Annotated in this window: 11 protein-coding genes; 1 reads left to right on the forward strand and 10 read right to left on the reverse strand. The window is 62.4% G+C overall.

Annotation, left to right across the window (positions count from 1 at the left end; translation table 11 throughout):
• Positions 1–33: 33 nt before the first annotated feature.
• From NKH42_RS19180 to NKH42_RS19190, 3 genes are all read right to left on the reverse strand, one after another.
• On the reverse strand, positions 34–1953 hold the full coding sequence (locus NKH42_RS19180; protein ID WP_352751385.1) for a potassium transporter Kup: 1920 nt from the start codon (positions 1951–1953) through the stop codon (positions 34–36).
• A gap of 158 nt (positions 1954–2111) precedes the next feature.
• Positions 2112–4025, reverse strand: a complete 1914-nt coding sequence (locus NKH42_RS19185; protein ID WP_352505658.1) for a potassium transporter Kup — start codon at positions 4023–4025, stop codon at positions 2112–2114.
• A 96-nt stretch (positions 4026–4121) separates the two neighbouring features.
• Positions 4122–4862, reverse strand: coding sequence for a pyridoxine 5'-phosphate synthase (locus NKH42_RS19190; RefSeq protein WP_352974354.1), 741 nt, complete (start codon positions 4860–4862; stop codon positions 4122–4124).
• A gap of 115 nt (positions 4863–4977) precedes the next feature.
• Here NKH42_RS19190 and NKH42_RS19195 point away from each other — a divergent pair, with 115 nt between their 5' ends.
• Positions 4978–5382: a SpoIIAA family protein gene (locus tag NKH42_RS19195; protein WP_352752524.1), complete on the forward strand. Its 405-nt coding sequence runs from the start codon at positions 4978–4980 to the stop codon at positions 5380–5382.
• Between the two features lie 6 nt (positions 5383–5388).
• Here NKH42_RS19195 and NKH42_RS19200 read toward each other — a convergent pair whose 3' ends face one another.
• The 7 genes from NKH42_RS19200 to NKH42_RS19230 form a co-directional block, all read right to left on the reverse strand.
• Positions 5389–6516, reverse strand: coding sequence for an ATP-dependent DNA helicase (locus NKH42_RS19200; RefSeq protein WP_023720791.1), 1128 nt, complete (start codon positions 6514–6516; stop codon positions 5389–5391).
• A 140-nt stretch (positions 6517–6656) separates the two neighbouring features.
• Positions 6657–6989, reverse strand: coding sequence for a nitrile hydratase accessory protein (locus NKH42_RS19205; protein WP_352752532.1), 333 nt, complete (start codon positions 6987–6989; stop codon positions 6657–6659).
• 19 nt (positions 6990–7008) lie between these two features.
• Entirely contained in the window at positions 7009–7668 is a 660-nt protein-coding gene (gene nthB / locus NKH42_RS19210; RefSeq protein WP_352752523.1) for a nitrile hydratase subunit beta, read from the reverse strand.
• On the reverse strand, positions 7665–8270 hold the full coding sequence (gene nthA, locus NKH42_RS19215; protein ID WP_352505654.1) for a nitrile hydratase subunit alpha: 606 nt from the start codon (positions 8268–8270) through the stop codon (positions 7665–7667). Before nthA ends, nthB begins: the two co-directional genes overlap by 4 nt.
• A gap of 56 nt (positions 8271–8326) precedes the next feature.
• Positions 8327–11485 carry an efflux RND transporter permease subunit gene (locus tag NKH42_RS19220; protein ID WP_352505653.1) on the reverse strand — a complete coding sequence of 1053 codons (3159 nt, stop codon included), beginning with the start codon at positions 11483–11485 and terminating at the stop codon, positions 8327–8329.
• A complete protein-coding gene (locus NKH42_RS19225; protein ID WP_352974355.1) occupies positions 11482–12729 on the reverse strand; it encodes an efflux RND transporter periplasmic adaptor subunit in 1248 nt (415 codons plus the stop codon). The genes NKH42_RS19220 and NKH42_RS19225 overlap by 4 nt, the downstream gene beginning before the upstream one ends.
• A gap of 168 nt (positions 12730–12897) precedes the next feature.
• Positions 12898–13494: a LysE family translocator gene (locus NKH42_RS19230; RefSeq protein ID WP_352752521.1), complete on the reverse strand. Its 597-nt coding sequence runs from the start codon at positions 13492–13494 to the stop codon at positions 12898–12900.
• Between the last annotated feature and the right edge of the window lie 60 nt (positions 13495–13554).

The raw sequence follows: 13554 nt of genomic DNA on the forward strand, positions 1-13554 counted from the left end.
TGGTCGTGCCCTTCGAAGGGCACGACCATTTGTTCAGATAGCCACCTGCGTCCCGATCTCGACGACGCGTCCGGTCGGGATCTGGAAATATTCCGTTGCATCGGCCGCCGAGCGCGCCAGCCCGATGAACAGCTTGTCCTGCCAGACCGGCATGCCGGAATTGGGCGAGGCCTTGAGCGAGCGCCGCGACAGGAAGAAGGAGGTCGTCATGATGTCGAACTTCCAGCCCTGCTTGCGGCAGATCGCCAGCGCACGCGGAATGTTGGGCTGCTCCATGTAGCCGAAAGTCAGCGTCACCCGCATGAACAGCTCGTTGACGGTCTCCATCTTCACCCGCTCGCTGTCGGGCACGACCGGCTGCGGCGCCGTCACCACCGAAAGGATGACGTTCTGCTCGTGCAGCACCTTGTAGTGCTTGAGGCTGTGCATCAGTGCCGTCGGCGCGCTCAGCGGATCGCTGGTCAGGAACACCGCGGTCCCCGACACCAGATGCGGCTTCTTCTTCAGCAGATTGCCGGCGAGGAAATCCAGCGGGATCTCGTTCCGGCGGGTCTTGTCGAACAAATAGCGGCTGCCGCGGATCCAGGTCCACATCGCCAGCACGATGGTGAAGGCCACCGCCAGCGAAGCCCAGCCACCTTCGAACACTTTGACGATGTTCGAGGCAAAGAAGCCAATGTCGATGAACGCGAATACCACTGTCAGGGAGATGGCCAGCCAGAGCTGCCATTTCCAGATGCGGCTCATGATCACGTACAGCAGCACCGTCGTCACCAGCATGTTGCCGGTCACCGAGATGCCGTAGGCTGAGGCAAGCTTGCTGGATTCGCCAAAGCCGACCACCAGCAGCATCACCACCAGAGCCAGCAGCATGTTGACGCGCGGCATGTAGATCTGGCCGGACTGTCTTTCCGACGTATGCAGGATTTCCAGGCGCGGCAGCATGTTGAGCTGCACCGCTTGCCTGGTCAGCGAGAAAGCGCCGGAGATCACCGCCTGGCTGGCGATGACGGTCGCAGCGGTGGCGAGAACGACCATCGGAATAAGCGTCCAGCCTTCGTTCATCTCGAAGAAGGGATGACCGACCACTCCGTTTTTCGCCAGCACGAATGCGCCCTGCCCGGCATAGTTCAGCAGCAGGCAAGGGAACACGATGGCCAGCCAGGCGAGCACGATGGGCCTACGGCCGAAGTGGCCGAGATCGGCATAAAGCGCCTCGGCGCCGGTGACGGCGAGGAAGATGGCGCCGATCGTCACGAAGGCGACGTCTGGTGAATTGATCAGGAACGCGACGATGTAATGCGGGCTGACTGCCAGCAGGATTTCCGGATCGGCGATGATGTGGTTGAGACCGGAAAGGCCGATGGCCAGGAACCAGACTGCCGTGATCGGGCCGAAGATCAGGGCGACGCCGCCGGTTCCAAACCGCTGTGCCGAAAACAGAATCGCCAGGATGACCAGCGTCAGCGGCACCACATAGGGCTGGAAGGTCGGCGTGACGACGTTCATGCCTTCGACCGCCGACAGCACCGAGATCGCCGGCGTGATGACTGCGTCACCAAAAAAAAGCGAGGCACCGACGATGCCGATGCCGAGGATCACCGCCGAGCGGGTCGGGAAACTGTTGCGCGCCAGCGCCATCAGCGACAGCACACCGCCCTCGCCGCGATTGTCCGCCCTGAGCACGAACATGATATATTTGATGGTGACGATGATCGTCAGTGACCAGATGATCAGCGACAACACGCCGAGGATGTCGCCACGGTTGGCGACTTCGCCCCCCGACGATGCCACCAAGGCCTCGCGGAAAGCATAGATCGGGCTGGTGCCGATATCGCCGTAAACCACGCCGAGTGCGCCCAGCATCAGCACCTTGGTGCTGTGCTGCTCGACCTCAGAATGGCTCGATTGTTCGACCGGTTCTGCCTCGTTACCAGTACTGGTAAGGGCCATAGACGACACTCCGATAAGCGCGCGGTGCTCTACGCTTGCTGCGCTGCAATATCAAGTGCCGTGACGTAATGGCTCCGTCCCGATATTGCGAGTCCTCCACGACCTGGCAGACCCAGTCCCATCGGCAGACTACCTGGAATGTCGCAATGGAAACGTTTTTAAATAGCCACCTGCGTCCCGATCTCGACGACGCGTCCGGTCGGGATCTGGAAATATTCCGTTGCATCGGCCGCCGAGCGCGCCAGCCCGATGAACAGCTTGTCCTGCCAGACCGGCATGCCGGAATTGGGCGATGCCTTGAGCGAGCGCCGCGACAGGAAGAAGGAGGTCGTCATGATGTCGAACTTCCAGCCTTGCTTGCGGCAGATCGCCAGCGCGCGCGGGATATTCGGCTGTTCCATGTAGCCGAAGGTCAGCGTCACCCGCATGAACAGCTCGTTGACGGTCTCCATCTTCACCCGCTCGCTGTCGGGCACGACCGGCTGCGGCGCCGTCACCACCGAAAGGATGACGTTCTGCTCGTGCAGCACCTTGTAGTGCTTGAGGCTGTGCATCAGTGCCGTCGGCGCGCTCAGCGGATCGCTGGTCAGGAACACCGCGGTCCCCGACACCAGATGCGGCTTCTTCTTCAGCAGATTGCCGGCGAGGAAATCCAGCGGGATCTCGTTCCGGCGGGTCTTGTCGAACAAATAGCGGGTGCCGCGGATCCATGTGGACATGATCAGCCCCATGCCGCAGGCGACCGTGATCGACACCCACCCGCCTTCGAGGATCTTGACGACGTTTGCGAGGAAAAATCCGGTATCGATCGTGCCGAACAGCAGTGTGAGCGCGGCTGCCAGTGCAAGCTGCCATTTCCACCGGAACCGCATCACCACGAACAGCAGGATGGTTGTCATCAGCATTTCGCCAGTCACCGAAATGCCATAGGCGGAAGCTAGCGAACTCGAACTGCCAAAGCCGACCACCAGCAACATCACGCCCAGCGCGACCACCAGATTGACCCGCGGCATGTAGATCTGGCCGGACTGCATCTCGGAAGTATGCTGCACCTCGATACGTGGCAGCAGATTGAGCTGCACCGCCTGACGCGTCAGTGAGAAAGCGCCGGAGATCACCGCCTGACTGGCGATCACCGTCGCTGCCGTGGCCAGCCCAACCATGGGCATTAGCGCCCAATCCGGCAGCATCTGGAAGAATGGATTGGTGGGTTTGCCGCCGTTGGCAAGAACGAACGCGCCTTGTCCGAAATAGTTGAGGAGCAAACAAGGAAACACGACAGCAAACCATGCCAGCACGATCGGCCTGCGCCCGAAATGGCCGAGATCGACATAGAGGGCTTCGGCCCCGGTGACCGCCAGGAACACCGCCCCGACCGTGACGAAAGCGCCGGTGGGCGTATTGGCCAGATAAGCGACCGCGTAATAGGGATTGACCGCCAGCAGGACCGACGGATCGTCAAGCAGATGGTAGACCCCGGCGGCGCCGATTGCCAGGAACCACGCTGCCGTCACCGGCCCGAACACGGCCGCCACCCTGCCGGTGCCGAACCGTTGCACGGCAAAGAGCATTGCCAGGATGACAAGAGTGATCGGAACGACAAAGGTTTCGAGCGTCGGAGCCATCACTTCCAGGCCCTCGACAGCCGAAAGCACGGAGATGGCGGGCGTTATTATCGCGTCGCCGAAAAAAAGCGCCGCGCCGCAAAGTCCGATCCCCAGAATGAACGGGGCTCCCTTTGGATAAGCACTACGCGCAAGCGACATCAGCGACAGCGTGCCGCCCTCGCCCTTGTTGTCGGCTCTGAGGACGAAAGCGACGTATTTTATCGTGACGATGATCGTCAGCGCCCAGACGATAAGCGACAGCACGCCGAGGACGTCGTTGCGCGCTACCGGTCCCGACGACGCGTGCAGTGCTTCCCGAAATGCGTAAATTGGGCTGGTGCCGATATCGCCGTAAACCACGCCCAACGCGCCCAGCATCAGCACCTTGGTGCTGTGCTGCTCGACGGTGGAGTGGCTGGATTGCTCGATGGGTTCTGCCTCGCTACCAGCGTTGGCAAGGGCCATGGACGACACTCCCATAGACGTTCGGTGCTCTATGCTGCGGGGATGGAAAGGGCGCGCTGCCATGCCGGGGACGCAGGGCTATCGGCTCGCCTCTCTCTACCAGCCACAAGCCTTCAGAAACCGCCTGACCGTTCCAGCCATGCCATACTCCAACGCATCGGCTGTCAACCCATGCCCGATCGACACTTCGGCCAATGCCGGGATGCGCCTAGCCAGTGCCGGCAAATTGCTCACCACAAGGTCGTGGCCGGCATTGACCTGGAGCCCTGCGGCCAGTGCGGCATCCGCCGTCTTTCCCAATTTCTCCAATTCCTTCGCCGCTTTTGCCGAATCGGAATGATAGCTGCCGTATGGACCCGTATAGAGTTCGATCCGGTCGGCGCCGGTGTCGCGAGCGGCTTTCACGCCATCGGGGTCAGGATCGGAAAACAGCGACACGCGAAAGCCTCCCTTCTTCAGGCGCTTGACAACCGGTGTCAGGAACGCAGCCTCGGCGGCGAAGTTCCAGCCATGATCGGAAGTCGCTTGCGCCGGGTCGTCGGGCACCAGCGTCACCTGCTCGGGCTGATGCTTTTCCACAACCGCCAGGAACTCCGCGGTCGGATAGCCCTCGATGTTGAATTCCGCATTCGGGAACTCGTCGTCGATGAGCGCCCTGATCTCAGGCAGGTCGGAATGCCTGGTGTGCCGCTCGTCGGGTCGCGGGTGCACCGTCAGCCCGTGCGCGCCGGCGGCAAGGGCAATGCGTCCGAGCCCGGTCACGCTTGGCCACGGCAGGTCCCGCCGGTTGCGCAGCATGGCGATGGCGTTGAGGTTGACGGAAAGCTTTGCAGGCATTTGCACGGTTCCAGACTGATCTCGGCGCGCATCTATACCGCCTTTAAGGGGAACAGACAGAGGGTTTCAGGTGTTCCAAGGTGAACTAAGAAAATCGAGCGCAAGGAGTTGCCTGTTGAATTTTCTCGATGCCGTGCCGGCGATCCGCCGCATCGATACCGATCGCGAAGACCTCCTCGCCATCGATGTCGTCGGCCATGTCGCAGCGGCCGACGCCGAAAACCTGTTTGGATTGCTGGAAGCGGCCTACGCGCTGCACTCGAAAATCGACGTGCTGGTGCGCCTGATCGATCATGAGGGTGTCGACTGGACCGACGTATCGGACGAGACGATCGAACAGGGCATAGCTCATGCAGTGGAGCATATCGGCCGCTGCGCCGCGGTCGGTGAGCCGAACTGGATAGCCGAGGCAAGAGCCCTTCTGCCTGCCTCTGTGTCTATCGAACTCCGGCATTTCGAGGCCAAGGACGAGGCCGCCGCTTGGGAATGGCTTGGCGCCAACCCGATCGCCCAGCGCTGATGCGGCCTATCGGACGATCGTCAGCCGTTCGGCCGCGCGCGTGATAGCGGTGTAGAGCCAACGCTGCCGGGTTTCCTTGAACGCCCAGCTTTCGTCGAAAAGCACGATCTCGTTCCATTGCGACCCCTGTGCCTTGTGCACGGTCAGCGCGTAGCCATAGTCGAAATCGTCGAAACGCTTCTTCTGCTGCCAGGGAATGTCGGCGTCCGGATCTTCGAACGCCGCCTTGAGCAGCTTGATCTTGGCGACGCCGCGATCCGGGTCGTCTTCCTCCGGCGAAACCAGCAGATTGATGCCGGGCTTGACCGTCTCGCGCGACGAGGTCATCACCTTCCACAGCGAGCCGTTGAGCAGTCCCTTGGCCGGATCGTTGCGCAGGCAGACCAGCTTGTCGCCGGCTTGCGGATAATCGGCGTTGAACCCCTTCAGCTCGCGCAGCCGCTGGTTATAGCGGCGGCGCGTGCGGTTGGTACCGACCAGCACCTGGTCCGCCTTCAGCACCAGTTCCTGGGTGACGTCTTCCTTGCCGATCACTTGCGCCGCGCCATAGTCGCCGCGCATGAACTCGCGGCCCTCGCGCACGTCGAGCGCCAGCCTGATGATCGGGTTGTCGCGCGCCTGGCGGTGGATTTCGGTGAGCAGAATGTCCGGCTCGTGGTCGGTGAAGAAGCCGCCGCCGGAGATCGGCGGCAACTGGCCGGGATCGCCAAGCACCAGGATCGGCGTGCCGAAGCTCATCAGGTCACGGCCAAGCTGCTCGTCGACCATCGAGCATTCGTCGATGACGACGAGCTTGGCTCGCGAGATCGGGCTCTGCCGGTTGAGCGAAAAGGTCGGCGACATCGAGGTTTTGCCGGTCACCTCGTCCGCTACCGATTCCTCGCCTTTCGGCCGGTAGATCAGCGAATGGATGGTACGGGCATTGACCGCGCCCTTGGAACGCAGCACCTGCGCCGCCTTGCCGGTAAACGCGGCGAACTGCACCTGGCCGTCGACATGCTCGGCGAAATAGCGCGCCAGCGTCGTCTTGCCGGTGCCGGCATAGCCGAACAGCCGGAACAGCTGCGGCTTGCCGGCTTTCAGCCAGCCGGCCACTGCCTTCAGCGCCTCGTCCTGTTGAGGAGAGAATTCCATCAGCGCGACAGACCGGATTCGCGAGGGAAAGACAAGGTGAGTGCCATCACCATCAATTTCACCGCCGGCAACTGCGCCGCTGCGACAGGATTATCAGTGCCGAACAGGAACGTAAAGAGAACAAACCAGGCGACCGCAGCTTACCGAGCCCGCTGTGGATCGTTCTCCAGCAGGATCGGCTTGCCATGCGGCGTTGCGTGCGCGGCGCGTTCCCAGGCAGCGGCAATGGTGTCCACGTCTTTCTTGCCGGCAATGCCTTTGACCGACAGCAGCTTTTCCAGCGCCGCCAGCCAGTGCTCGTAGTAATCGCGACCGTCGCGCGCGGCGCCCGGCCGCTTCACCTCTGCCGACAAAGCATCCGCCCATTCGCTCCACGAAAACAACCCGTTATCGTGCAGTGCTACCGTCATGGCAAAGGCCTCTGCTTGCCACGGCTCGGCAAACACAGGCGCCTCGACACCGGCTGGCGACATAGCGGCGATTGAGCTCGTCTCACGCCGGCTCAAGGTAGTTCTCCCACGCATCGATCGAAACGACAAGTGTCGGGTCGGCGCCCTCGCCCCAGATTTCGCTGCCGGTGAAGGCCACCGTATAGACCCATTGCGGGTTTTCACCCTGGCCGTGCGCGTTTGTGTCGGGAAAAACAAAGCCGCCGCGCACAGCCTCGACGACACCTTGCTTGCCGCGTGCATAGCGCGGGAGCCTGGTGTGGCCCGTCGGATGGAAATTCTTCGTACGCACAGTGTCGCCCGCCTTGAACCGCGCCGGCGTAGCGACCGGCCGGTCGCAAGGCCCGCCCTTGGCCAGCACCGCCGGAACATCTTTAGCCTTCAGCACCCGTTTGGGTGTCGCTGCAGGGTCGACTGCGTCGCCCGTGGCCAGGTCGCGGTCGCCGACGAAACCATGGCGTTTGAGCAGCACCTCCAGCGCCTTGATCCATATCTGGTAGTAGCTGGAGGCATAATAATCCGCTGGATGCAGCGATTCCCGCGCGTGCCGGCTCTCGTCGATGTTCCAAGCGCCCATGGCGCCGGCGCACAACGTCACGCCCAGCGCCCGCCTTTCCCAATCGGTATGGAAATAGGGTTCGTCCGGTTCTGGCGCGACCGGCCCGAAACCCATCTGGCCGCCGAGATCCTGCGGCCCGTTCATGCCGGCTCCCGCGCCAACGCGGTGCCGATCATGGCATTGCGCGTCACAAGATCGGCGAGCCGTGCCTCATCCCAGCCCTCGGTGCCCCTTGGCTGCATAGGCACCACCAGATAGCGAAGCTCGGCGGTCGAATCCCACACCCGGATTGTTGTCGTCGCCGGCAAGATCAGCCCGAATTCCTCGAGCACGCCGCGCGGATCGATCACTGCGCGCGAACGGTAGGGCGGCGCCTTGTACCAGACCGGCGGCAGGCCGAGCACCGACCACGGATAGCAGGAGCATAGCGTGCAGACGACGAGGTTGTGCGTGTCGGCCGTGTTGAAGACCGCCTGCATGTGCTCGCCTTGCCGGCCGGTGTAGCCGAGCGATTCGATTGCTGCCGTCGCGTCACACTTCAGCCATGCGGCAAACGCGGGATCAACCCAGGCTTTCGCCACCACCTTTGCGCCGTTGCGCGGCCCGATCTTGGTCTCGTAGGTGTCGACAATGACATCGATCGCCGCCGGATCGATCAGGCCTTTGCGGGTGAGAATCGTCTCCAGCGCGCGCACGCGCGCCGCAAAAGGATCAAGCTCGTTGTCATGGTGGTGATTATGCGGCATGGCGTCAAATTACGATCGCGGACCCCCGGCCGCAAGCACCACGGCTTGGGCCAGCGCTATTCGGCTGCCGCCTTTTGCGGCACTGGTTCTTCCTCCTCGTCGAACAGTGACGGCTGGTCGACCGCTTCGACCGGCCTCGGCTCGCCCCGGCGCCGCGCCCACAGCCTGACCAGCCAGCCGGAAAAATGCTCCATGTAGACGTAGATGACGGGCGTGACGAACAGCGTCAGTGCCTGCGAGGCGACGAGACCGCCGACCACCGCCACGCCGAGAGGCTGGCGCAGTTCCGCACTGGCGCCGGTGCCGAGCGCGATCGGGATGGTACCCATCAGCGCGGCAAGCGTGGTCATCATGATCGGTCGGAAGCGCATCAGGCAGGCCTTGTGGATGGATTCGACAGGCGACAACCCCTCGCGCCTAAGCTCGAGCGCCACGTCGATCATCATGATGCCGTTCTTCTTGACGATGCCGATCAGCATCAGGATGCCGATCACCGCGATCACCGACAGGTCCATCCCCGCCAGCCGCAGTGCCACCAGCGCGCCAAGCACCGCCGACGGAAGCCCGGTCAGGATGGTAAGCGGATGGATGAAGCTCTCATAGAGCATGCCGAGAACGATATAGATGGTGAGGATCGCGCCACCGATCAGCAGTCCCTGGTTGGAAAGCGAATCCTGGAAGGTCTTCGCCGTGCCCGAGAAAGTGGTCGAGATCGTCGGCGGCATGCCGATCTTTTCCTTCAGCGCATTGATGTGGCTCACGCTGTCGCCGAGGGCTACGCCCTGCGGCAGATTGTAGGAGATGGTCACAGCCGGAAGCTGGCCGAGCTGGTTGACGGTCAGCGCACCGGCGGTCCGATCGACGCGGGCGAACGCGCCGAGCGGCACCAGGCTGCCGCTCGCCGTTCTCACCTTGATGGCCAGCATCCGCTCGGGCGACCACTCGATCTTCGGGTCGAGTTCCATGATCACGTCATAGCTGTCGGCCGAGCCGAAGATGGTCGACACCTGCTGGGTGCCGAAACCGCCATAAAGGCTGGAACGCAGCGTGTCGGTATCGACGCCGAGCGTCGCCGCCTTGTCGCGGTCGATCACCAGCGTCGCCTGCAGTGCGTTGTTCTGCAGGTCATTGGTGACGTCGGTGAAGGCAGCATGATCGGCAGCCATCGCGTCCGTCAGCTTCTGCGCCCAGACGTTCGTCAGGCGGGTATCGAGGCCCTGCACGGCAAGCTGGTAGGCACTCGCCGAAGAACGCGCGCCGAGCCGCAGGTTCTGCACCGGCTGCATGTAGGTTTCGATGCCGGGCACGTTGGCAAGTTGGCGCCGCAGATCCGAAAGCACCTTGTCGATGTTCGGTCGCTGGTCCTTGTCTTTCAGCTGCACAAACAGCTGGCCCTGGTTGAGCGCATTGCTTCCACTGCCCGCCGACCAGCCGACATGCGCGACGTAGGGCGAATGGGTGAAGACATCCGCCACTTGCCCCTGCAGCTTCACCATGGCGTCAAACGAAATATCCTGGCGCGCAATGGTCGTTACTGAGACCTGGCCGATATCCTCCTGCGGGAAAAAGCCCTTCGGCGAGATCTGGATCAGCCACACCGACAGCCCGGCGGTCACGAGGAAGACAAGGAAGACAAGGAAATTGTGGCGCAGGCAGAATGTCAGCAGCCTGTCATAGCCCCGTATGAAGACGTTTTGTCTGTGGTCCCCGCCATGCGCTGCTTTCTGCTCGGCTTTCGATAATGACAGCAGCCGCGAGCACAGCATCGGCGTCAGCGTCAGCGAGACGAACATCGACGCCAGGATGGCGACCGTCACCACCACCGCGAATTCGTTGAAGATGCGCCCGATCACGCCGCCCATCAAAAGCACTGGAATGAACACGGCGACCAGCGAGATCGAGATCGAGATGATGGTGAAGCCGATCTCGCGCGCGCCCTTGAGCGACGCCTCGAGGGCCGAGAGCCCGTCCTCCTCCATATGGCGGAAAATATTTTCCAGCATGACGATGGCATCGTCGACGACAAGGCCGACCGCCAGCGTCAGCCCCATCAATGAGACGTTGTCGATGGAAAAGCCGAACAGGTACATCACGCCCAGCGTGGCGATGAGCGAGATCGGCACCGCCACGGCGGGGATCACCGTCGCCGTCACCCGGCGCAGGAACAGGAAGATCACCATCACTACCAGCGCGATGGTGAGCAGCAGCGTGAACTGCACGTCGTCCACCGCCTCGCGGATCGACGTCGAGCGGTCGTTGAGCAACTGGATGCTCGCCGCCGCCGGCATCTGACCCTCGAAGGAAGGCAGCATCGCCTTGACGCGGTCGACGACGTCGACGGTATTGGCATCCGGCTGACGCTGCACCGCCATGATGATGGCGCGGGTGCCGTCGTACCAGCTTGCCGTCGTTGTGGTCTCGACCGAATCGATGACGCGGGTCACCTCGCCGAGCCGCACCGGATGTCCGTTCTTGGTTGCGATGATGATGTTGGAGAATCCCGCCGCGTTGGTCAGCTGCGTGTTCGCGGTGATCGTCAGTTGCTGTTTGTTGTTCTTGAGCACGCCGAGCGGCGTGTTGCTGTTGGCCGAGGCAATGGCCGTCTGCAGCTGGTCGATCGAGATGCCGCGCGCGGCGAGCGCCGTCGGATCGATCTGGACGCGTACGGCATATTTTTGCTGGCCGTAGATCGAAACCTGCGCAACGCCATCGATTGTCGACAGCGATGGCGAAATCACATTCTCGGCAAAGGCATCGAGATCGGTCAGCGGAATGGTGTCGCTGACCAGCGACATCAGCAGGATCGGCGCGTCGGCTGGATTGACCTTGCGATAGCTCGGCGGGCTGGTCATCTCCGGCGGCAATTGTCGTTGCGTGCGTGCGATCGCCGCCTGCACGTCGGCGGCGGCGTCGTCTATGTCGCGGTTGAGCACGAACTGAATGGCGATCGAGGTCGAACCGAGCGAGTTGGTCGTCGAAATCGAATCGATGCCGGCGATGGTGGCAAACTGCTTGATCAGCGGCGTTGCCACCGAGGTCGCCATGGTTTCCGGCGAGGCCCCGGGCAGCGAGGCCGAGACGTTGACCACCGGAAATTCCGCGCTTGGCAGTGCCGCCACCGGCAGGAATTTGTAAGCAAATAGCCCGCCCAGAACCAGAGCGAACGACATGAGCAGCGTTGCGACGGGCCTGCGGATGCAGAATTCGGAAATCATGGCTGTGTTCCGCCCGTCCGGTCAGCCTCGGCGACCTTCGGAGCCGCCTGGTCGCCGGTGCCGGTCGAAGCCTTGCCTTCGCGCACCGCCGCACCGTTCTTCAGCTTGGTCTGGCCTTCGACGACGACACGCTCGCCGCTTTTCAATCCTTGGCTGATCGCGGTGTTGGCGCCTTCTGTCAGCGTGACCTGCACCGGCCGCATTTCAACGGTGTTGTCCGGCTTGATCACATAGACGAACGGTCCCTTCTGGCTGGGCTGGACGGCGACCGTCGGAACCGACGTCATTTGCGGCATGATGCCGGCATCGAGCACGACATTGACATATTGGCCCGGCCACAGCGAAAGATCGGCGTTGGGCACGCTGGCCCGCGTTGCGATCGTGCCGGACGCGGTATCGACGGAGGAATCGACGAAATCCAGCGTTCCCCTGCCGATCGGCTTCGGGTCGCCATCCTTGGTCAGCGTCACCGCGCCTTGCTGCGGCGCGGCCAGCGCTTTGTGCAGTAACGCAAGATCGCTTTCGGGGAGATTGAAATTCACCTGCAACGGGTCGACCTGCGTGATCGTCACCAGCGGGGTCGACGTGCTGCTGCCGTTGCTGGTGGTGACGAGATCACCGACGGCGACGCTGACCGCGCCAAGCCTGCCGGAGATCGGCGCCCTGATCGTGGCGAAGCCAAGCTGGATTTGGTCCGCATCGATCGTTGCCTTGTCGGCGTCGACGGTGGCCGCTGCGGATTTCTGCGCCGCGACAGCCTGATCGTAGGTCTGCTGTGTGCCGGCCTGCCTGGCGACAAGATTTTTGGCCCGCTGAAGATCGGCCGTGGCGCTGGCAAGCAGCGCCTGATCTTTTGCGAGCGTCGCCTGATCACGTGCCAATTGCGCCTTCAACGAGCGATCGTCCAGCGAGAACAGAAGGTCGCCTGCCTTCACCATCTGTCCGTCCTTGACCGCGATTGCGACGATCTGGCTCGAGACCCGTGCGTTGATGCTGACTACGGCAGGAGAGGACACGAAGCCGATGGCATAGCGCCGGACCGGAAAATCGGCCGTCGAGGCGGTGGCGGCAACCACCGAAGTCGAATGCGCGGCACTTGCCGCTGCAGCGGGTTTGCCCGCCGCCGCCGTCTGCTTCGCCGACAGCAGATGCTGAAGATCGCTCATTGCGCTGGGCGAAAGATAGAGCCACGCCGCGGCAACGCAGGCTGCAGCGATCACCGCAAATACGATCGTTCCGCGCATCGACAAAAGGCCTCTCGATCCGACACGCCGCTATCCGGTGGCCGTAGTCTAGCTCAACTCGCAGCCGATTGCCGCGCTTTTGCCAGATAATAGAGGATGCCGAAGGCGAAAAAGGGCCAAAACCCGTCATTACGAAGATTTAATGTGCAGTGCACAATAAAACGGCAGCTAACGCAGCATCGGCCACAGCGTCGCCGCCAGCATCATGCCCATGGCGATGTTGAACCATTTGAGCCGCACCGCATCTGCCAGAAAACCGCGCAGCGCCATGCCGAAACCGGCCCAGGTCGAAATGCTCGGCAGCATGACGACGGCGAACGCAGCCGCGATCAGCACCACGGACACAAACGGGCGTTCCGGGTTCGTATAGACGGCCATGGCCGTAATCGCCATCACCCAGGCCTTGGGATTGACCCACTGGAAAGCCGCAGCCTCGATGAAGCGCATCGGCTGGCCCTTCGCCTCGCCTTCGCCGCCGAGCGAGCGCGACATGGCGATCTTCCAGGCGAGATAAAGCAGGCAAAGGCCGCCGGCGATCTTCAACCCGGTATGCAGCACCGGAAAGGCCGTCAACACGGCGCCAAGCCCGAAGCCTACGGCAAGCAACAGCACGAGGAAGCCGAAGCCGATGCCGAGCATGTGTGGCACGGTCTTGACCAAGCCGAAATTCACACCCGAGGCCAGAAGCATGAAATTGTTCGGACCCGGCGTGACCGAGGTCACGAAGGCATAAACCAGCAAGGCGAAAAATGCATCGAAGGTCATGCCGTTTCCCTAAATCAATGCGATCGGTGGCAAAGCGACGAGATAGAGCCAAGCTGGATG

Source organism: Mesorhizobium sp. M1142 (genome assembly GCF_040318565.1).
Classification (GTDB): Bacteria; Pseudomonadota; Alphaproteobacteria; order Rhizobiales; family Rhizobiaceae; genus Mesorhizobium.